Below are 21552 nucleotides of genomic sequence, written 5' to 3' on the forward strand. Positions count from 1 at the left end.
GTCGATCACGGTGGTGACGTCGACGGTGGCCTTGTCTCCGTCGATGACGATGTTGCGTGCGCCGTCGAACTCGATGTCACCGTCGGCTCCGGCGAGGGGGCCCTGACCGTCGGGCAGTTCGTCACAGCGGAGTATGACGAGAACTTCCTCGTCCTCCGCGTTGACGGCCTTGACGTAGTCACTGGCCGTGCGGGTCACCCGTTCGGGACCGTCCAGGGTCTCGCCTTCGGGCGAGAGCATCTGCATGACGACGAGCGCGAGAACGAGAACGACGATCACGAGGACGGCGCCGATGAACGGCCAGGGGGTGCTGCTCGTCGTGCCGTCGGGGTCGAGACCGTCGGGGTCGGGTTCGGGGTCACGCGGTTGTGCCATGCGGATGATCCTAACCTCGGCAGATCCACCCCGATCGGCCGCATTTGCGCCAATAAACCCTAGTGAGGTAGGAATTGACCATGGCCTCCACTCCGCTCGTTCGACGTCTCGCCGTCGACCTGTGCCGCGTGAGTGCCCACATGTGTTGTCGCTGAAGCGATTCTCCCGACGTTTCCCGGAGTTCTCCTCCACCGTCATCCCGCGCGACCTGCGCCCGCCCACTGAGGGCAACCTTAATTTAAGCTGGATATGTCCGTCCGCACACCGAAGAGGTAGTTGATCCCCTGTGACTGATCAGAGCCGTCCCCTTCGCGTCGCGATCGTCGGTGCCGGCCCAGCCGGTATCTACGCCGCCGATGCACTCATGAAGTCCGACACTGCGCAGGATCCCGGGGTGAGCATCGACCTGTTCGAACGCATGCCGGCGCCGTTCGGCCTCATCCGCTACGGCGTGGCACCCGACCACCCGCGCATCAAGGGCATCATCACCGCACTGCACAAGGTGCTCGACAAGCCGAACGTGCGCCTGCTCGGCAACCTCGATTACGGCGTCGACATCACCCTCGACGACCTGTACCGCTTCTACGACGCGGTGATCTTCTCGACCGGCGCCAACGCCGACCGTGAACTCCGGATCCCCGGCATCGAACTCGACGGCAGCCACGGCGCCGCCGACTTCGTGTCGTGGTACGACGGCCACCCCGACGTTCCCCGAAACTGGCCGCTCGAGGCCGAGAAGGTCGCGGTCCTCGGTGTCGGCAACGTCGCACTCGATATCGCGCGCGTGCTCGCCAAGACCGGCGACGAACTGCTGCCCACCGAAATCCCGCCGAACGTCTACGAGGGCCTGAAGAACAACAAGGCCGTCGAGGTGCACGTCTTCGGGCGTCGCGGACCGGCCCAGGCCAAGTTCACCCCGCTCGAACTGCGCGAACTCGACCATTCGCCGACCATCGAGGTCATCGTCGACCCCGAGGACATCGATTACGACGCCGGCTCCGAGGCAGCGCGCCGCAACTCCAAGCAGGTCGACATGGTCGCCAACACCCTGCAGGACTGGGCCATCCGCGACGCGGGCACTCGCCCCCACAAGCTGTACCTGCACTTCTTCGAGTCGCCCACCGAGATTCTCGGTGAGGACGGCAAGGTCGTCGGCCTGCGCACCGAGCGCACCGAACTCGACGGCACCGGCAACGTCCGCGGCACCGGCAAGACCCGCGACTGGGATGTGCAGGCCGTGTACCGCGCGGTCGGCTACCAGTCGCAGAACATCGCGAACCTGCCGTTCGACGAGCAGGCAGGCACCGTCCCCAACGAGGCCGGACGCGTGCTCGCCGACGAGAGCATCGAAGGCCCCGACCGGTTCATGCCGCACACCTACGTCACCGGCTGGATCAAGCGTGGTCCTGTCGGCCTGATCGGCCACACCAAGGGCGACGCCAACGAGACCGTCGCGAATCTGCTCGAGGATCGCGCCGCCGGCCGCCTCAACACCCCGGAGCACCCGGACGTGGACGGCATCGTGAAGTTCCTCGAGGAGAAGCAGCTGCCGTACACGACGTGGCAGGGCTGGTACCGCCTCGATGCGCACGAGCGCAGCCTCGGTGAAGCAGAGGGTCGCGAGCGTGTGAAGGTCGTCGAGCGCGAGGACATGTTCCGCGCCTCGGAACCCAACAAGTAGTCCGTCGCCGCCTGCGGCGCTGTCGGCCGAATGCCACCTTCCTACATCTCGAGTGTATGAAGGTGGCATTCGGCCGTTTACGTTGTCAGGCGCAAGAAATCTAGGCGAACAGCACGGCGCCCAGCCACACGCCAGCGGCGATGAGGCCGCCGAGCAGTTCGACGAGCATCGACAGGCCCACGGCCTTCGTCGCATCCACCGTCGAACGCCATGCGCCGCCGTGTGTCCGATGCCGTTGCGCCTCCGACACATACATGCCGAGCAGGAATCCGAGGAACAGGCCGATCACGGGGATCACGAAGAACCCCACGATTCCGACCACTCCGCCGATGATCAGCGACCGGTTGGGCACTCCCGACTGCGCAAGCCGCTTACCGGGCCAGGTGTATTTGACGACACCGGTGACCAGCAATGCGACCGTCGCGACGGCGAACACCGTCCATGCGACAGTGCCGCCGGTCATGAACGCCCACACCGCGATCGCCGCGAAGATCAGCAGGACACCCGGCAGGATCGGTACGACGATTCCGATCAGCCCGACGAGGATCGCGAGGCCGACGAGAAGTTCGGCGCCTGTGCTCACGGCGCGACCGGGTGGACGAGAGACGCGGCGCGCGTCGCACGTTCACGGGCGGTGTCGACGTCCGGGCCGGTCGAGACGGCAACGCCCATGCGGCGGCGCAGGAACGATTCGGGTTTACCGAACAGGCGCACATCCGTCTCCGGTGTACGCAGGGCCTCGGCGACGCCGTCGAACGCGATACCGGTCGCGTCGAGTCCGCCGTAGATCACCGCGGACGCACCCGGACGCACCTGCTCCACATCCACCGGCAGCCCGAGGATCGCGCGGGCGTGCAGTTCGAATTCGGAGTAGCGCTGGCTTCCCATGGTCACCAGCCCGGTGTCGTGCGGGCGGGGACTGACCTCGGAGAAGTAGACGTCGTCGCCCTTGACGAACAGTTCGACGCCGAACACTCCCCGACCGCCGAGCGCACCGGTCACCGCCGCCGCGACTTCCCGCGACCGTGCCAGCGCCACGTCGCTCATCGGCTGCGGCTGCCACGATTCGATGTAGTCGCCGTCGCGCTGCAGGTGGCCGATCGGCTCGCAGAAATGGGTCTCGATTTCTCCCGATTCTCCGACGGCACGCACGGTGAGCTGGGTGATCTCGTAGTCGAAATCGACGAACCCTTCGACGATGACCGTGCCGTGGTTGATGCGTCCCCCGGCGAGGGCGTACTCCCATGCGGTGTCCAGGTCGTCGAGCGAACGCACCGTCGACTGGCCTTTTCCGGACGACGACATGACGGGCTTGATCACACACGGGAAGCCGATCGCCTCGGTAGCGACCCGGACCTCGTCGAGCGAGTGCGCGAATCGGTACGGCGACGTCGGCAGACCCAGTTCCTCCGCGGCGAGCCGGCGGATACCCTCCCGGTTCATCGTCAGCTGCGTGGCCCGCGCGGTGGGAATCACCTCGGCGAGGCCGCGCTGCTCGACGGTGGCGAGCGCGTCGGTGGCGATGGCTTCGATCTCGGGAACCACCAGGTGGGGGCGTTCGGCCTCGATGACCGCCAGCACTGCTTCCGGGTCGCCCATGTCGATGACGTGGGCTCGGTGCGCGACCTGATGACCCGGGGCATCGGCGTATCGGTCCACCGCGATCACCTCGACACCGAGCCGCTGCAACGCGATGGTCACCTCCTTGCCCAGCTCGCCCGAGCCGAGCAGCAGGACACGGGTAGCGGTCGGCGACAGTGGAGTGCCGAAACGTGGAGAGATGTCGGGACGTGGAGAGATGTCGGGACGTGGAGAGATGTCGGGACGCGGTGAGACCATGGTGGGACTATATGTGGCAACCGTCGCCGTCCCGGAAGGAAAGCGATGAGCAGTGCACCTCAGTTGAGCAACGCAGATCAGCGGGCCACCACGCCGGGCCCCGATCACACTCGTGCTGATCTTCGCTGGTTCACGACACCCGGGGTCGATCCCGCCGACGAGGTGACCTGGCAGCGCCGCGACGCCCGCATCGTCCATCACGGCACCGGTGAGGTCGTCTTCGAACAGCTCGGCGTCGAATTCCCGGAGTTCTGGTCGCAGAACGCCACGGACATCGTCACGCAGAAGTATTTCCGCGGGCAGCCCGGCACCGAGGCCCGCGAACACTCGCTACGCGATGTCGTCGCGCGCATCGTCGACACGATCACCGCGTGGGGCACCACCGACGGTCACCTCGACGACCCGGCTGCGTTCGCCGCCGAGCTGACACACCTGCTCGTGCATCAGAAGGCGTCGTTCAACAGCCCCGTCTGGTTCAACATCGGTGTGCCCGACACCCCGCAGCAGGCCAGCGCCTGTTTCATCCTGTCGGTCGACGACACCATCGACTCGATCCTCGAGTGGTACCGGCAGGAGGCGGTGATCTTCAAGGGTGGTTCCGGGGCGGGAGTGAACCTGTCGCGCATCCGATCGTCGGTCGAACACCTCGGCGGGGGCGGCACCGCGTCCGGCCCGGTCAGCTTCATGCGCGGCGCCGATGCATCGGCAGGGACCATCAAGTCGGGCGGGAAGACCCGCCGCGCCGCGAAGATGGTGATCCTCGACGTCACCCACCCCGACATCGAGGAATTCGTCGACTGCAAGGCGATCGAGGAACGCAAGGCGCGGGTCCTCGCCGGCGCCGGGTTCGACATGGGCCTGAGCGGCTCCGACATCCATTCGGTGCAGTATCAGAATGCGAACAACTCGGTGCGGGTCACCGACGACTTCATGCAGGCGGTCGTCGACGACGCGCAGTGGCCGCTGCGTGCGGTGAAGACCGGCGCGGTCGTGCGCACGGTCGGGGCCCGAGACCTCATGCAGCGCATTGCCGCTGCCACGTGGGAGTGCGCAGACCCGGGCATGCAGTACGACACCACGATCAACCGCTGGCACACCGCGGCCGCGACCGGGCGGATCAACGGATCCAACCCGTGCTCGGAGTACATGCACCTCGACGACTCCGCATGCAACCTGTCGAGCATGAATCTGCTGAGGTTCCTGCGCGAAGACGGCGAATTCGACGTCGACGGATTCCGGCATGCCGTCGCGGTGATGCTCACTGCGCAGGAGATCCTCGTCGGTCGCGCCGACTATCCCACGGAGAAGATCGGTGCGACGTCCCGCCGGTTCCGGCAGCTCGGCCTCGGATACGCGAATCTCGGTGCGCTGCTGATGGCGTCGGGTCTGCCATACGACAGCGATGCGGGTCGCGCCTATGCTGCGGCAATCACCGCGTTGATGACGGGCCACGCATACGAGGTGTCGGCGCGGCTCGCGAAGCGGTTGGGCCCGTTCGACGGTTACGCCGAGAACCGTGAACCGATGCTCGACGTGCTCGCACGGCACCGCGGCGCCGTCGACGACATCGATGCCGAACACGCTCCCCGGACGGTGCTGGCGGCGGCCCGTGAGGCATGGGATCACGCGGTTACCGACGGCACCGCACACGGGGTGCGGAACAGTCAGGTCACGGTGCTCGCTCCCACCGGCACAATCGGCCTGGCAATGGACTGCGACACCACCGGCATCGAACCCGATTTGGCTTTGGTGAAGACGAAGAAGCTCGTGGGCGGCGGCAGCCTGTCGATCGTCAATCGCAGTGTGCCGCGCGCGCTGTCGCGACTCGGATACGATCCGGCCGAGGTCGCCGACATCGTCGCCCACCTCGACCGCAGGCACACCCTCGCGGACGCCCCGCATGTGCGCGCCGAGCATCATCCGGTGTTCGCAACATCGATGGGCAGCAATGTCATTGCGCCGCGCGGGCATGTGACGATGATGGCGGCGGTGCAGCCGTTCCTGTCGGGTGCGATCTCGAAGACCGTGAATCTGCCGGAGTCCGCGACCGTCGACGACATCGCCGACCTGTACGTCGATGCGTGGCGGCTGGGCCTCAAGTCGCTTGCCGTCTACCGCGACAACTGCAAACTCGGGCAACCGCTGTCCACGTCGACTCCGCAGGTGCAGGAGACCACGCTCGCACCGGTCGCCACGGCGCGTCGGGAGCGTCTGCCGCGGACCCGCAATTCACGCACGTTCGAGTTCCGGGTGGCCGACTGCAAGGGATTCGTCACGGTCGGTGAATACGACGACGGACGCCCCGGGGAGATGTTCCTGCGAGTGTCGAAGCAGGGCTCCACCCTCGCCGGCATCATGGACGCCTTCTCCATGGCGGTCAGTTACGGCCTGCAATACGGGGTTCCGCTGCGCACGTTCGTGCGGGCGTTCACCAGCACGCGATTCGAACCGGCGGGCATCACCGACGATCCGGATCTGCGGATCGCCTCGTCGATCCTCGACTACATCTTCCGGAGGCTCGCGGTGGACTACCTCGACACCGAGGAGCGGACCGAACTCGGCGTGCGCACCGGTGGTGAACGGGCCGCGCAGGACGACGCACACATCGCCGTCGACACCCGCCAGGGGCATGCTCCCGTTCCTGGACCCGCGGTGTCGGATCGGGGCTCGGACGCACCGTACTGCATGCAGTGCGGGGTGCAGATGCAGCGCTCGGGGTCGTGCCATGCCTGCCCGTCGTGCGGAAGCACGAGTGGCTGTAGCTGAACGTCCTGAGTACTCCATACTTGCCCGATGGATGTGGGGTTCGATACCGAAATGACGTTGCTCGCGGCGGGACTGATCTTCCTGCTCGCGCTGGCGCTGGGTGTGTGGAAGTACCGGCAGATGACGACGTCGGAGACGCATCTCGCGCACCCGTATGTCGACATCGCACACCGCTCGGCGTTGATGTACTCGTTCGCGACGTTGCTCATCGCTGTATTCGTCGAGCTCAGTGCGTGGCCGACATGGGTGAACCTGTCGGCGGCGGCGGTGGTCGTGGTGTTCTTCGTCGGCGCGATCGCGAGTTACATCCTGCACGGCATGCTGCGTGACACCACCAACCAGTTCGCGCATCCCACGCGGGGTTCGGGTGTGGCGATGGGCGCGCTCATCGTCGGCGAGATGGGCGGGTTCGCGGTGCTGCTCGCCGGGTTCGTGCGGGGCAGCTTCCTCGACTGAGCGGTGTCAGGCGTGATTCTCGATGAGCGACAGCACGTTGCTGTGCGGGTCGCGGAACCACGCGACCCGCAACCCGTCGGGCGCGTTCCACGCATCGTGGTCGTCCTGATCCATGCCGGTGTACCGAATGAAGTCGACGCCTTTGGCTCGGAGTCGCTCGACGGTCTCGTCGAGGTCGAGAACCCGCCAGCCCAGGGCGGTGTATCCGGTCTCGCCGCGCGACTGCACGAGGGTGATCCGCACGGGGGCTCCTTCGCCACCGTCGATCACCAGCGTGAAGTTGTCCCGATCGATCTTCCGGAAGCCGAGGGTGTCGACATAGAACATCTCCGAGACATCGAGATCGGTGCTCGGCACGAAGCTCACGAGTTGGCCGCTGATCGTCATGTTGTCCACTCTGCTCTGTGCGCGCCTCGCACGGCAACCGATCGGGTCACAATCGAGTGTTGACCGAGCACTGTGACTAGTCTTGGACCCATGAGCACCTCGGAGATCGCGACCGTCCTGGCCTGGCACGATGCTGTCAACAGCAACGACATCGAGACGCTGGTGGAGTTGTCCAGCGACGATATCGTGCTTCCCACCGACGATGACGATCCCGATCAGGGTCTCGACGAACTGCGCGAGTGGGCGACCTCGTCGGGCGTGACGCTCGAAATGGGACGCATGTTCGTGCACCACGGCATCGTCGTGGTCGAGGAGACGTCCACGTGGGCGTCCGACCCCGGCACTCCCGTCGAGGAAGCCATCGCGTTCCGCGTGGTCGAAGACCAGGTCGTCACGGTCGTGCGGCATGCCGATCTGCAGGACGCGTTCGAGGCGACCGGACTGGGCGAGGCGGACCTGTACGAGCAGTGACCTCGCCCGTGACACACGTCATTTTCTGAACGCTCGCTAAGGTAGTCTCCGTTCCGAGAGTCCCTACGCATCGGAGTGAGGTTCGACGAGTGTCCGCTGAATCAGTTGAGAAGAAGGGTCCCCTCGCGAGTATTCGCGTCGTCGAGTTCAAGGGGCTCGGCCCCGGACCGCACGCCGCGACGCTACTCGCCGATCTCGGCGCCGACGTCGTCACGGTCCAGCGACCCGGCCAGATTCCGCCGGAAGGCGCCCGCGACCCGATCCAGCGGAACCGCCGCATCATCGAGGCCGACCTCAAGAACCCTGACGACATCGAGAAGGTGCTCTCGCTGCTCGAGCGCGCCGACGTGCTCATCGAGGGTTTCCGTCCCGGAGTGACCGAGCGCATGGGTCTGGGCCCCGATGTGGTGCTCGAACGCAACCCGCGGATCGTCTACGGCCGGATGACGGGTTGGGGCCAGGAAGGCCCGTTGGCGAACGCGGCCGGCCACGACATCAACTACATCTCCCTCACCGGTGTACTGCACGCGATCGGCCGTGAGGGTGAGCGTCCGGTGCCGCCGCTGAACATGGTCGGCGACTTCGGCGGCGGCTCGATGTTCCTGATCTTCGGTATCCTCTCCGCACTCGTCGAGCGAGGAGTGTCAGGAAAGGGCCAGGTCGTCGACGCGGCGATGGTCGACGGCGCGCTCGCACTGTCGCACATGATGTGGGCGTTCCGCGGCCGCGGCGCATGGTCGGACGAACGCGGCGTGAACATGCTCGACACCGGCGCCCCGTACTACGAGGTGTACGAGACGAAGGACGGCAAGTACATGGCCGTCGGTTCGATCGAGCCGCAGTTCTACGCGCTCCTGCTGAAGGGTCTCGACCTCGACGCGGCCGAGCTGCCCGCCCAGAACGATCGGGCGTCGTGGCCGGAGATGAAGAAGCTGTTCACCGAGAAGTTCCTGTCGAAGACGCGCGACGAGTGGTCGGCGATCTTCCTCGGGACCGACGCCTGCGTCTCCCCCGTTCTCACGTTCGCGGAAGCACCCGAGAACGAGCACATCGCCTCGCGCGGATCGCTCATCGAACTCGAAGGCATCACCCAGCACGCACCGGCTCCGCGGTTCTCCCGGACTCCCGCGGGCGAGCCGGCCGCGCCGGCGGGCGAGGCCACGGACATCGCGACCCTGTGGGTCTGATCAAGAGCCTGTAGCGACGCGGTGCCACATCGGATCATGTGCGACCTGGTGTGGCACCGTGTTCTTCGCATTTTTCGACAAGTTCGAGGGCGCGCTGCGCGCGGTGCAGGAATCCGCGTTCCTGCAGCAACACGAACCACTCACTCGCCCAACGATGAGCGAGCACGAGGTGCTCCGGCGAAGGATCGGCGAGCAGCAACCGGATCGCCGTGTCCTCTTCGATCTGGGCGGTGTGCAGGGCAATTCCCGTCTCGGGACGTCGGCGACCGTATTCGGCGACCGGTCGCGGATGTGCGATCGGAAACCCGAGCCGGACACGTTCGTTCTCGACTGCCGCAGCCAGACGGTCCAGTTTCATCGCCGCGGCAGCGCGCGCGCCGTCGTCCAGTCGGGCCTGCGCGATGTCCCGCTTACCGCGCATCGCCTTCACACGCGCACCGACCACATATCGGGCGATCTTGAAATCGACGACGCCGCCTTCGGCACCCAGCTCGTAACCGTCGTCGAGCAGCCGTTCTGCCTCGTCGAACTCTCCCTGCTCGTACAGGAACTCCCCCAGCACCGATCCGGCCAGCAACGCCGACGACGAGTGTGCGCCGCTGCCGAGTCGCGACAATCGCCACGCCTCCCGTAGGAGGCCGCCCGCCGCATCGAGGTCGAGTTGTTCGAGTGCGGCGAGCCCCAGCAGCGCGTTGCCGTGCATCAGGTTGTACGGCCCGGCATTGAGGTCGTGATATGGAGCCGCGAGATCCTGCAACCGCCGCGCCTCGTCGAATTCACCGCGATAGACGGCATCGAACGTCGCGGCGTTGAGACCCGACGACACGACGATCGGCGCGAGCGTGCCGGCGCGCGCCAAGAGCCGTTCGGGGAGCCCGTCGTCCGGACCGGTTCGGTCGCTCCGCACCTCGATGATGCGCCGCACCACTTCCACCTCGACCGCGACGTCGACGGCCTCGTCGCCGGTGATCCGGTCAGCGTCGAGACCGCGCTCGACCATCGCGAGTGCGCGCCGGCCGCGCTCGACGTCGTGGATGACGACGTCGGCCCAGGCCAGTGCCAGTTGCAGCCGCGGCCGCACCGCCACGGTGCTGCGCGGAAGTTTGCCAACCAACCCGATCAGTGTGGTGGCATGGCCGTTGGCGAGCAGATCTCTCGCATGACGTTCGACGATGTCGACGGCGTAGTCATCGTCGGCCGCCGCGAGGGCATGGTCGACGGCCTCCCCCGTCATCGAATGCTGTTCGAACCACCGCGCGGCGATCCGGTGGAGCCCGGGCATCCGTTCGGGGAAGTCGCGTTCGAGGCGTTGCCGCAGGAACTCGGCGAACAGCGACTGGAAGCGGAACCATCGTCCCTCTTCGTCGACGCGGTGCAGGAACAGGTCGCGGTCCTCGATGTCTTCGAGCATCGCCTGCCCGTGTCCGTGACCGCTCAGCGCCGAGGCCAGGCTCGCGCACGTCTGCTCCGTCACCGCCGCAGTGAGCAGGAAGTCGACGAGCTCGGCGTCGAGGGACATGAGGACGTTCTCGGTCAGGAACTGTCCGATACCACGGTGCCTGCCGGACAGGTGCGCCACGAGATCCGCGGGGTCATCGTGGCCGCGCAGCGATACCGATGCCAGTTGCAGGGCCGCGGGCCAGCCTTCGGTGGCGGCGACGAGATCGGCGACGATCTCGTCGTCCAGTTCCGTATCGATGTGTCGCGCAAGGAATTTCTTTGTCTCGCCGACATCGAAGGTGAGCATGCGGTGGTCGATCTCGACGAGTTCGTCGAGCACCCGCATCCGGCTCACGGGCAGTCCGGCACGGGTGCGCCCGACCACCATGACCTGCAGGTGATGGCAACCGTTGTCGAGCAGGAAGGCCAGGGCCGCGATCGTCGCCGGGTCGGTGACGCGATGCCAGTCGTCGATGATGACCACGAGCCGTTCTCCTGCGGCGTGGATCTCGTCGACCAGGGAGGTGAGGACGTAGCGTTCGGCGTCGTCGCCGTGTTCGTCGAGGGCCTGACCCAATTCCTGTGCGAGGGTGGGTCGTACCTGCCTGATCGCCTCGATGAGGTGCGCGAGGAACCACACGACGTTGTTGTCGTCGTGGTCGACGTTGAGCCACGCCACCGCGACACCCTCGTTGTCGAGTCGGTAGCGCCATTCGATGGCGAACATCGTCTTCCCGAAGCCCGGCGGCGCATGCACGACAATGAGCTTGCGGCGGTGCGACTCCTCGAGCAGATTCAGCAGCGACCACCGTGCGACGAGTCGCTTGGACGGCACGGGTGGGCGAAACCTCGTCGCCGGGGCAGGCGGGGTGGTCGACCGGCCGCTCGTGCGCCGCGTGCTCACACGTCCACTCGCCGCAAGGGCCGCTGAATGAGGCGCGGTTGCGTCGGCTTCGTTCGCATCCCCGGCCACCGCGAGATCGTCGAGGGGCAACCCTTGTTCGGTCTGCACCGCGCGCAGCAACTCGCCGAACTCGGCCGCGGTCGCGGGTCTCGATTCGGGGTCCACCGACATGGCCTGCTCCAACGCGGCGCACAATTCGCCGGGCACTCCGTCGGCTCGAAGATCGGGAATCGGCTGCGTGGTCAGGCGCACGAACTGCGCCACGACGCGTTCGCCGCTGCGACGCTCGAACGCGGCATGGCCGGTGAGCGCGCAGAAGATCGTCGCCGCAAGGCTGTAGACATCGGACGCTGCGGTCGGGGCGCGCCCGGAGAGCACTTCGGGGGCGGTGAATGCGGGCGAACCGGTGACTTCACCTGTTGCGGTCTCGAATCCCCCTCGGATTCTGGCGATCCCGAAATCGGTGAGCTGGGGTTCGCCGAATTGGGTGAGCAGGATGTTGGCGGGTTTGACGTCGCGGTGCGCGATCCCGAGCCGGTGCGCCGTTTCGAGAGCTCCGGCCAGCTTGACGCCGAGGCGGAGCGCATCGTGCCAGTGCAGCGGACCGGACCGTCGGATCAGTGCGTCGAGTGAATCGCGTGGGTGATACTGCATCACCAGGTAGGGCCGCCCAGATTCGGTGGTGCCGACCTGCAGCACGTTGACGATGTTCGGGTGTCCGGAGAGCTGCCCCATCGCGCGCTGCTCACGGAGGAAACGCTCGAGGTTGTCGACGTCGAGATCGGAGGTGAGGACCTTGACCGCCACGATCCGATCGAGCGCGACCTCCCGACAGCGGTAGACGATTCCGAACCCGCCGCGGCCGATTTCCTTCGCCTCGTCGAATCCGGCCGCAGCCAACTCCGCAGCGACGTCGGGTCCGGCGTCGCGCTGCGTCTGCAGCGGATCCTGCGCGGCCACGATCGACCCTCACTTCGTCGAGCACAGACCCGGTCTCGGGTCTTGCATCCACGATATCGCCGACCCCCGACAGATCACGGCGGGTCGGCCGAGATAGATGCGGTCAGGTCCCGACACCGGTGACGAGGGGCGCGATGACGCTGCGTGCGACCTCGCGGGCCACCGCATCGTCGTCGAGGTCGAAGTGGGTGCTGGGGAGGAGCAGATAACCCAGGGTGATCCGAATGACGGCTTCGGCCCGAATGTCCGGATCGCCCGGTGGGAGCGTTCCTTCGGCCTGTCCCGCGGAGATGCGCGCGGCGATGAACTGCTGACCGATCTCGAGCGGCGACGGTGAACCGGCCGACAGCATCGCGAGGAGCTCGCCGGAACGCCGACCCGAGCCGTCGTCGGCGAAGAGACGCCTGCGTAGGCGCAGACATCCGACGAACGCTTCCGCGATGCGGTCTGACGGATCGGTGACGGTGACGAAGGTACTGGTGATCATGGAGAGGAAGCCGCGCAACGTGTGGGCGACGGCGGCTTCGAAAAGCGCATCTTTACCGCCGAAACGGCGGAAGAGCGTCGCGCGACTGATACCGGATCGGGTGGCGACGTCGTCGACCGTGGCCGCACGGGTACCGCGTTCGGCGAGAACGTGCAGCGCCGCGTTGTACACCTGCTCGTCGTCCTTGCCGGAGGGGTCGCGCGACACGGCCTTCTCGATCGCGCGCTCGAACAGTCGGGGTAGCGGAACACCGGGACGAGTCACAGAGCCAGTATCCCTGCTGAGACGATTATGTTACTAGTAGTCTCATGACTGATGTGATGAGCGCCGAAGTCCGCGGCTCGACAGCACGCACGGAGCCCGCGCCGCTGGGCTCCGACTCCGTGGCGTGGTCGGTGTTCGGCGATCTGACCTTCGTGCTCGGTGCATCACATCGACTGCTCATCGACGTGGCGCACCCGGTGGTCGCGACAGGCGTGCGCGAATTCTCCGTCTTCGAAACCGACCCGTACGGCCGTGCCCAGCGCACCCTCGACATGATCATGGGAGTCGTCTACGGGCGCGAGGAGTCGCTTGCCACTGCCCGACGACTCCGCGACCTCCACCGCAGCATCAAAGGCGCGAACCCCGACGGGTCGCGGTGGAGCTCGCTCGCCCCCGAACCGTTCCACTGGGTGCACGCGAGCCTCGTCCACGGCGTCTACGTCCAGCAGAAACTGCTCGGACGCGGCTGGATGCCGGGCGAAGTCGAGCAGTTCTACCTCGAGATGCGCCAGGTCGGGAAGCTCTACGGCATCCGCGACAAGGACATGCCTGCCGACTGGACGAGCTTCCTCGGATGGTTCGACGAGATGACGGCAACACGCCTCGAACGGTCCGCCGTCACCGATCGGGTCCTCGCGGTCGCGGGCTCGCCCCAGGCCCCGCCGATCCCGGTGCCGGGGCTCCCCGCGCTGTGGAATGTCACCGCGCGCCCGGTCGCGGGCGCGGTCCTGACACTGGTCACGGCAGGTCTTCTGACCCCGGAACTGCGCGATCTACTCGGCCTGGAGTGGACACCCCGACGGCAACGGGCCTTCGATGCCCTGGCTGCGGTCTCTCGCGCCGCCGTGCCGCGACTTCCCCGGCTCGTACGGCTGGTCCCGCAGGCGCGTCGGGCGGTCGAGCAGGCCGCGCACAACAGTGTGCACAACCACCGGGTGGTCGACGTGCACAGCGCGGACGGCACACGCATCCACACCGAGGTCCACGGCCCCGACGACGCGCCCATCATCGTGCTCGCACACGGCATTCTGTGTTCCACCGAGTTCTGGCGCAACCAGATTCGAGATCTCAGCACCGACTTCCGGGTGGTTGCGTTCGACCATCGCGGCCACGGCCGCAGCGAAGCACCCCCTGCCGGGTCGTACACCATGGACCACCTCGCCGACGATCTGCACGCCGTCCTCGACGCAACGGTCCCGGACGGCGCCACCGCGGTGGTCGCCGGCCATTCCATGGGCGGGATCGCTGTGATGGCCTGGGCACAAAGGTATCCCGACGACGTCGCCACACGCGTGTCATCGGTCGCTCTCGTGAACACCACGCCCGGGGAGATCCTCGACAACGTGCAATTCCTCCGCGGTCCCGAACGCCTGATTCCCACGCGGCGACGGCTTGCGAATACCGTAGTTCCCCTTGCCCGGATGCCGCTTCCGAAAAGCCTCCCTCTGCGCAGGCAGTTGGTTTCTCGCGTCGCGGTCGGTGCATCTGCCGCCAGGTCGGTGGGAGCGGAAATGGATCGCATCGTCGGCGCGACACCCGCACGTGGTCGCGGCGGGTACGGGGCGTTGCTCGTCGGCATGGTGACCACGGTCGACCCGGCCGCACTGACAGCACCCACCGTGGTGATCGCCGGCCGGAACGATCGCATCGCACCACTGCCGCGGTCGGAGTGGATTGCCGACCGACTACCCGACCTGATCGAACTCAAGACGCTCGACACCGGGCACTGCGGGCCGCTCGAATGCCCCGATGAGGTGTCCGCGACGTTGCGCGAGTTGGCCTCCGATGCTCGGTCCGCCAAGTGAAGCGCCTCGGTATCGCACTCGCAGCCATGTCGCTGCTGGTCGCCTGCTCGGCAGTCGCGAGCGCGACACCACCGTCAGGATTCGACGAATTCACCGGCGTCTGGCCGACTGCAGTAGAGCCTGCCGACTGCCGCCCCGGCGACCTGATCGAAACCGGCATCCAGGGCGAAGTTCCGCTCGACGACCGCAAATCCGGCCGCAGCACCGAGGGGTACAACTGCAACATCGATCTGATCGGCCAGTACCAGGGTCTCGGAGCCGGCCCTGTCAGCCCCACGTACGAGAACTGCGCGTACATCGGGTCGACCTGGCCGACCAATCTGCTCGGACCCGATGCGGGCGTGCAGGTCCTCGATGTCAGCAACCCCGCAAACCCTGTTCCCACTGCACTTCTCACCGAACCCGCAATGGTCGGTGGCACCTGGGAATCGTTGAAGGTGCACGAGGAGCGAGGACTGCTCGTCGGCACGGGTGTCGGATTGATCGAGAGCGCCGGATACATCTCGATCTACGACATCTCCGAGGACTGCGCGCATCCTCGGCTGCTCAACACCACCACCGGCTCGCTGCCGAACATGCCGATCCCCATCACCACGCACGAGGGCGACTTCTCCCCCGACGGCAACACCTACTGGGCTTCCGGCATCGCACCCGGATGGATCAGCGCTGTCGACATCACCGATCCCGCACACCCGATGGTGGTGTGGGGCGGGCTGACCGGGGTGGCCGCACACGGCATGGGCTTCACCCCCGACGGCAACACCATGTTCCTGTCGAATCTGGCCGGCCTGACGATCATCGACGTGTCGGCGGTGCAGAACCGTGCGCCGCGCACCGTGGTCGGGCATCCGCTTCCCCATATCGGCGCGAAGTTCTGGACCGACGGGCTGCTCAGCCAGCACAGCGTCTACGTCACCTATGACGGAACACCTCATCTCTTCACCGTCGACGAGGGCGGTTCGGGCGGCGTGAAACTGTTCGACGTCACCGATCCAGCGACACCGCGGTGGCGCACGAGCGCGAAGCTGGCGATCAATCTTCCGGAGCACCAGGATCGGTGGGCGTCGAGCAACGCAGGTAACGGACTGTTCGGGTACGACGCGCACTACTGCTCGGTCGATCGTGTCGACGACCCGCAGACTTTGGCGTGCAGTTGGATTCAGTCCGGGATCCGGGTGTTCGACGTGAGCGATCCCGATCGATTTCGTGAGATCGCGTACTTCAACCCGCCTGCACAGACCGGAAAGCACCTGCAGTTGCCGAACTCGCTGCACGCCACGATCGGGTCGATTGCCGCGCCGCCGGTGATCGGTACGTTCGCGGTGGCCCGGGCGGTCATACAAGGTCAGACGGGCACCGAGGGGATCATCAACGACCAGAGTCGGCTCATCGGTGCCGACCTGTCTGCGGACTGGTGCCTGTCGCCACCCGAATTCCACGGCGACATGCTGTACGTGGCGTGTATGGACAACGGATTCATGGCGCTGCAACTCGATTCGGCCGTCTACCCACCGCGATGAACACTCGATCACGGTGGATTCCGGCAGCGGCAGCACTACTCGCCATCGGCTTGTTCATCGGCTTTCTCTTCGGCCGGAGTATCGACGATGCGCATCCGGATGAGGCGGTAGCAGCTCTCTCGGATAGCGATGTGGAGTTCGCACAACACATGTCGATACATCACCAACAGGCCGTCACGATGGTCGACCTTGTCGGTACCGGTGTCGCATACGACGTGCGTTCCGTGGCCGACCAGATCCGCACCTCGCAGTGGCGAGAGATCGGCACGCTGACCGGCTGGCTCGAACTTGTCGGCGCACCCTTCCAAGCGGCAGATTCACACGACAGCCACGGCGACCACACCGCGATGGCGGGCATGGCGTCGAACGAGGATCTGACCGGATTGCACGATGCGACCGCCCCGGAACGCGAGGTGTTGTTCCTGCAGTTGATGATTCGTCACCACCAAGGCGGCATCGAGATGGCAGCACACGCCATCGACACCACCACGAATCTCGCCGTCCGGTCGCGCGCGCTGTCGATGGTCGACGGGCAACAGCAGGAAATTGCGTTGATGTCGGTGTTGCTCGACGGGAGGGGAGCGTCGACTCTCCCTTATCCGTGAGGCGGACAGCCGAGCTGTTAGAACACAGATTCGCACAATCCTTGTCTTTCGAACTCATGTTCTATAGAATTCGATCATGGGTGGGGACCTCTGGAAACTCGACAACACACAACTCATGGCCGAGACGCTCGCCGTCTCCGCCGAAATCCATACCTGGCAGGTACACCGCGTCGATCTGATGATCGCGATGATCGAACGCGACACCGTCAAAGAACACGGCTACCGCAGCCCAGCACACTGGTTGTGTGCCGCCACCAACCTCGAGATCGGTGAGTGCCACCGCATCGAAACACTGGCTCGGTTGCTGCGACTGGAACCGGAAGTACGCGAAGCGTATTCCTCCGGGCTGTTGGATGCGGAGAAAGCTCGGCAGATCGCCTACTTCTGCCAGCACTATCCCCGCACCATGAACCCCTGCGACTTCGAGAAGGCTCGCGACATCCTGATCGAGCATGCCTCCGAGCGGGTCGCCACGAAAGCGACCGTGCGGGCGTTGATCCGCCGACTCGAACACCTCTACAACACCGGCGACGGACCGCCACCGGGCGAAGACTCCTCACGCAACGAACTGTTCGTCTCCACCACCTGGCACGGCCGGGTCGTCATCAAAGGGGAGTTCGACGCGGTCACCGGTGCCCGCCTGCGGCATCTGCTCTCCCCACTCGCCGCGCCGAGGCCCGAAGCGGGCGGTGTCAAAGATGATCGGCCGGCGTCGAAACGCACCGCCGATGCCTTCGATCAACTGTTGCAGTTCGTCGAAGCCGCCGGCCTCGTCCCCGTCGACGGAGGGGTGAAACCGCACGTGACGATCACCGCCTCCATCAAGGATCTGACGAACAACGCTGCGGTGAAGGAACTGTTCACCCATTCCCCCGAGCACGGGTATGCGACCGAGCCCTGGGCGGGCCCATTGTCGATCGATGCCGCCCGCATGCTCGCGTGCGATTGTCAGGTCACCCGGATCCTGCTCGACGAACACGGCGTACCGCTCGCACACGGGCGGACGCACCGGACTGCGACGACGGCGCAACGTCGAGCGCTGGCCGTCAGAGATGGCGGATGTGCCTTCCCCGGGTGTTCGACACCCCCGGCGTGGGCAGCTGCGCACCATATTCATCATTGGGTCGACGGCGGTGACACCGACCTCGACAATCTGGTGTTGCTCTGCGGACATCACCACCGGTTGATGCACCACACGCAGTGGGAAGTAGAGATGACCGACGAGCGTCGGCCGCAGTTCATTCCTCCCTCGAGTGTGGATGTGTTCCGTATGCCGATCCCGGGGAGCAGGCCGGATCTGGTCGCCTGACCCACAAATCGACGTACCCAGCGATCAGACGACGAGCCGAGACGCCTCGAGGTCGCCGCCCTGCGCTACCTGCACGTACGCGTCGGCCACTGCCGCCACGGCGTTACGCAGCATGTCCGGGTGTTGTGTGTACGGCAATCTCATGAATCGTTCGAACGCCCCCTGCACTCCGAAACGTGGCCCGGCCGCGAGTAATACACCATGGCTGGGTGCGATCGCAGCGAGTGCCGTCGACACCGGCTCCGGCATCCGCACCCACAGCGACATCCCACCCTGTCCCGGGGTGTACTGCCAGTCGGGTAGCTGGTCGTCGAGTGCTTCACACAGCGCCTGCCGCTGGTTCCGGAGCTGTGCGCGCCGTTGCTCGAGAAGTTCGTCGACATCCGACAGCAGGTGCGCGGCCGCGAACTGCTCCATGACGGGCGTACCGAGGTCCACGCCCGATCGGGCTCCGGCGAGTCGCACGATCAGCTCGCGGTCGGCGCGGATCCATCCCACGCGCAACCCACCCCACAGGGACTTGCCGGTCGACCCGATCGTCACCACCGAAGAACCTGCCGGGAACGACGCGACCGGAGCCGGTGGCGGCGCGTCGAGCCACAGATCGACCATCGTCTCGTCCACCACCAGCGTCATGCGGGCGTCGTACATGATCCGCGCGAGCTCGGCACGACCGTCCTCGTCGAGACACAGACCGGTGGGATTGTGGAAATCGGGGACGAGAAACGCTGTGCGCGCGGCAGTCTGGCGGGCGGCACCGGCCAGCGCTCCGAGATCCCACCCGCCGGAGGGCCCAGCCTCCGGTCGCACCGGCACCGGGATCGGACGCGCACCGTGCCGCCGGATTGCTTCGAGCGCATTCGGGTAGGTCGGATGGTCGACGATCACGCGGTCTCCCGGATCGGTGAGCACACCGAGCAGCAACCGCATCGCGTGCTGGGCGCCGCTGGTGACCATGATCTGTTCGGGCGAGGTGGGCAGCCCGCGTTCCCGGTACCGGCGCGCGATCACCTCGCGCAGCGCCATCACACCGATCGGCTCCATGCCGTGCGACGACAGGTACGCCGACATCGACCGCAATGCCAGTCCGTACGCAGCCTCGATTTCGGCAGCGGGAGCGGGGAGCGAAGCGTTGCTCATGTCGATCGCGTCGGTGCCGGGTGCTGCTGTCGCCTTGACTGCACCGCGAGCACGCGACCCGGCCGGCATGGCAACCGTGCTGCGCGCGCCTTGCCGACTGCGCAGATATCCCTCGTCGCGCAGCGTGGAGTATGCCGAGGTAACGGTGGTGCGGCTCAGCGACAACGACGAGGCGAGTTCGCGTTCGCTCGGCAACGCCACCCCTTGCGGGACTCTGCCGTCGTGTACGAGGAGGCGGATGCCGTCGGCGAGCGCCCGGTATGCGGGACGCACGTCACCGACGTCCTGCCAGTTGCCGAGGTCGCGAACCAGCGAACTGGCCCCTATCGCACGTGTGATCACCGGTCCAGTATCGCGCATAGTGGACGTGAACTCACCAGGCCAGTGGCCTGATTACCAGCCCACTGTGCGGTCCAGCAGATAATTGACGAGTTCGACCGCACGCCTTCCCTGTAGGCAGAGATCGAGATCCGGCCGGGAGTCGGGCCTGACCTACTGCAGGTCAGGCCCGGGCACGACCGTCAGGCGAGGATGTCGCGCCGGACGATCGTCTCGTCGCGGCCCGGTCCGACGCCGATGCACGAGATGAATGCACCGGACAGCTCCTCGAGGCGCAGCACGTAGTCCTGTGCGTTCTTGGGGAGCTCTTCGAAGGTGCGGGCGTGGGAGATGTCCTCCCACCAGCCGGGCATCTCCTCGTAGATGGGCTTGGCGTGGTGGATGTCGGTCTGCGTCATCGGCATGTCGTCGACGCGCACACCGTCGACCTCGTAGCCGACACAGATCGGCACGGTGTCGAGACCGGAGAGCACGTCGAGCTTGGTGAGGAAGAAGTCGGTGATGCCGTTGACGCGCGTGGCGTAGCGGGCGATGACCGCGTCGAACCAGCCGGTGCGGCGGGCACGGCCGGTGGTGACGCCGACCTCGCCGCCCTGCTTCGCCAGGTACTCACCGTGGTTGTCGAACAGTTCGGTCGGGAACGGACCCGAGCCGACACGCGTGGTGTAGGCCTTGAGGATGCCGAGCACCGTCGTGATCTTGGTGGGGCCGATGCCCGAACCCACGGAAGCGCCACCGGCGGTCGGGTTCGACGACGTCACGTACGGGTAGGTGCCGTGGTCGACGTCGAGCAGCGTGCCCTGCGAGCCCTCGAGCAGCACGGTGTCGCCGCGTTCGAGTGCCTCGTTGAGCTGCAGACGGGTGTCTGCGATGCGGTGCTTGAATCCTTCGGCCTGGCCGAGGACTTCGTCGACGACCTGCTGCGGATCGAGGGCCTTACGGTTGTAGATCTTGACGAGCACCTGATTCTTGAACTCGAGGGCCGCCTCGACCTTCTGGGTGAAGATCTTCTCGTCCAGGACATCAGCGACACGGACACCGACACGCGCGATCTTGTCCTGGTAGCACGGCCCGATACCGCGGCCGGTGGTGCCGATCTTCTTCGCGCCGAGGAAACGCTCGGTGACCTTATCGATCGCCACGTGATACGGCATGATCAGGTGCGCATCGGCCGAGAGCAGCAGACGTGAGGTGTCCACGTCGCGCTTCTCGAGCCCTGCGAGCTCTTCGAGCAGCACACCCGGGTCGACGACGACACCGTTGCCGATGACGTTCGTGACACCCGGTGTGAGGATCCCCGACGGGATCAGGTGCAGCGCGAACTTGTCGCCGTTCGGCAGCACAACGGTGTGGCCCGCATTGTTGCCGCCCTGGTAGCGCACGACCCACTGCAGACGTCCGCCGAACAGGTCGGTTGCTTTGCCTTTGCCCTCATCGCCCCACTGGGCTCCGATCAGGACGATTGCCGGCATTTCGCGCTCCTCAGGCAGGGTTCTTCGTGCGGGCGGTCTCGCCTGCAGGGTCCTGCCCGAATCCGGGCAGCAGCCGGGACCACAGTGTAGTCCACCTTCGACGAGCATCCGGGTTCGGTATCCGAATGGCCTGTCCGGCCCGCCA

The 21552-nt window shown here is 66.1% G+C and carries 17 protein-coding genes; 9 read left to right on the top strand and 8 right to left on the bottom strand.

Annotated features, from left to right (window positions below; all coding sequences use genetic code 11):
- Positions 1 to 375, bottom strand: a 375-nt coding sequence (locus tag ACFWB0_RS22820; protein WP_378492677.1) for a hypothetical protein, incomplete at its 3' end; no start/stop codon positions are given.
- Positions 376 to 661: 286 nt separating this feature from the next.
- Between ACFWB0_RS22820 and ACFWB0_RS22825 the strand changes: the two genes are divergently transcribed.
- Positions 662 to 2056: an FAD-dependent oxidoreductase gene (locus tag ACFWB0_RS22825; protein WP_378492678.1), complete on the top strand. Its 1395-nt coding sequence runs from the start codon at positions 662 to 664 to the stop codon at positions 2054 to 2056.
- A 100-nt stretch (positions 2057 to 2156) separates the two neighbouring features.
- On the opposite strand, the gene ACFWB0_RS22830 is transcribed toward ACFWB0_RS22825, so the two are convergent.
- Together ACFWB0_RS22830 and purT are read right to left on the bottom strand one after the other, a co-directional pair.
- The gene (locus tag ACFWB0_RS22830) at positions 2157 to 2639 is read right to left on the bottom strand and encodes a DUF456 domain-containing protein (RefSeq protein WP_378492679.1); all 483 of its coding nucleotides are present in this window, start codon (positions 2637 to 2639) and stop codon (positions 2157 to 2159) included.
- The gene (gene purT / locus ACFWB0_RS22835) at positions 2636 to 3895 is read right to left on the bottom strand and encodes a formate-dependent phosphoribosylglycinamide formyltransferase (protein ID WP_378492680.1); all 1260 of its coding nucleotides are present in this window, start codon (positions 3893 to 3895) and stop codon (positions 2636 to 2638) included. Before purT ends, ACFWB0_RS22830 begins: the two co-directional genes overlap by 4 nt.
- A gap of 45 nt (positions 3896 to 3940) precedes the next feature.
- Between purT and ACFWB0_RS22840 the strand changes: the two genes are divergently transcribed.
- Entirely contained in the window at positions 3941 to 6661 is a 2721-nt protein-coding gene (locus ACFWB0_RS22840; protein ID WP_378492681.1) for a vitamin B12-dependent ribonucleotide reductase, read from the top strand.
- A 27-nt stretch (positions 6662 to 6688) separates the two neighbouring features.
- Complete coding sequence (locus tag ACFWB0_RS22845) at positions 6689 to 7117, top strand: hypothetical protein (protein ID WP_378492682.1); 429 nt, start codon at positions 6689 to 6691, stop codon at positions 7115 to 7117.
- 6 nt (positions 7118 to 7123) lie between these two features.
- Here the strand turns inward: ACFWB0_RS22845 and ACFWB0_RS22850 are convergent, their stop codons facing one another.
- The gene (locus ACFWB0_RS22850) at positions 7124 to 7504 is read right to left on the bottom strand and encodes a VOC family protein (protein ID WP_378492683.1); all 381 of its coding nucleotides are present in this window, start codon (positions 7502 to 7504) and stop codon (positions 7124 to 7126) included.
- A gap of 90 nt (positions 7505 to 7594) precedes the next feature.
- On the opposite strand from ACFWB0_RS22850, the gene ACFWB0_RS22855 reads away from it, so the two are divergent.
- Entirely contained in the window at positions 7595 to 7975 is a 381-nt protein-coding gene (locus ACFWB0_RS22855; RefSeq protein WP_378492684.1) for a nuclear transport factor 2 family protein, read from the top strand.
- 89 nt (positions 7976 to 8064) lie between these two features.
- A complete protein-coding gene (locus ACFWB0_RS22860; RefSeq protein WP_378492685.1) occupies positions 8065 to 9162 on the top strand; it encodes a CaiB/BaiF CoA transferase family protein in 1098 nt (365 codons plus the stop codon).
- 34 nt (positions 9163 to 9196) lie between these two features.
- On the opposite strand, the gene ACFWB0_RS22865 is transcribed toward ACFWB0_RS22860, so the two are convergent.
- A complete protein-coding gene (locus ACFWB0_RS22865; protein WP_378492686.1) occupies positions 9197 to 12466 on the bottom strand; it encodes a protein kinase in 3270 nt (1089 codons plus the stop codon).
- A 103-nt stretch (positions 12467 to 12569) separates the two neighbouring features.
- Entirely contained in the window at positions 12570 to 13217 is a 648-nt protein-coding gene (locus ACFWB0_RS22870) for a TetR/AcrR family transcriptional regulator (protein WP_378492687.1), read from the bottom strand.
- 44 nt (positions 13218 to 13261) lie between these two features.
- Between ACFWB0_RS22870 and ACFWB0_RS22875 the strand changes: the two genes are divergently transcribed.
- From ACFWB0_RS22875 to ACFWB0_RS22890, 4 genes are all read left to right on the top strand, one after another.
- The gene (locus ACFWB0_RS22875; protein ID WP_378492688.1) at positions 13262 to 15022 is read left to right on the top strand and encodes an alpha/beta fold hydrolase; all 1761 of its coding nucleotides are present in this window, start codon (positions 13262 to 13264) and stop codon (positions 15020 to 15022) included.
- 26 nt (positions 15023 to 15048) lie between these two features.
- Positions 15049 to 16542 carry an LVIVD repeat-containing protein gene (locus ACFWB0_RS22880; protein ID WP_378492697.1) on the top strand — a complete coding sequence of 498 codons (1494 nt, stop codon included), beginning with the start codon at positions 15049 to 15051 and terminating at the stop codon, positions 16540 to 16542.
- Positions 16539 to 17147, top strand: a complete 609-nt coding sequence (locus ACFWB0_RS22885; RefSeq protein WP_378492689.1) for a DUF305 domain-containing protein — start codon at positions 16539 to 16541, stop codon at positions 17145 to 17147. Before ACFWB0_RS22880 ends, ACFWB0_RS22885 begins: the two co-directional genes overlap by 4 nt.
- A 76-nt stretch (positions 17148 to 17223) precedes the next feature.
- A complete protein-coding gene (locus ACFWB0_RS22890) occupies positions 17224 to 18456 on the top strand; it encodes a DUF222 domain-containing protein (RefSeq protein ID WP_378492690.1) in 1233 nt (410 codons plus the stop codon).
- A gap of 24 nt (positions 18457 to 18480) precedes the next feature.
- Here the strand turns inward: ACFWB0_RS22890 and ACFWB0_RS22895 are convergent, their stop codons facing one another.
- Together ACFWB0_RS22895 and ACFWB0_RS22900 are read right to left on the bottom strand one after the other, a co-directional pair.
- Positions 18481 to 19938, bottom strand: coding sequence for a PLP-dependent aminotransferase family protein (locus ACFWB0_RS22895; RefSeq protein WP_378492691.1), 1458 nt, complete (start codon positions 19936 to 19938; stop codon positions 18481 to 18483).
- A gap of 179 nt (positions 19939 to 20117) precedes the next feature.
- Positions 20118 to 21407: an adenylosuccinate synthase gene (locus ACFWB0_RS22900; RefSeq protein WP_378492692.1), complete on the bottom strand. Its 1290-nt coding sequence runs from the start codon at positions 21405 to 21407 to the stop codon at positions 20118 to 20120.
- Between the last annotated feature and the right edge of the window lie 145 nt (positions 21408 to 21552).

It is taken from the genome of Rhodococcus sp. NPDC060086, assembly GCF_042730275.1.
Classification (GTDB): Bacteria; Actinomycetota; Actinomycetes; order Mycobacteriales; family Mycobacteriaceae; genus Rhodococcus.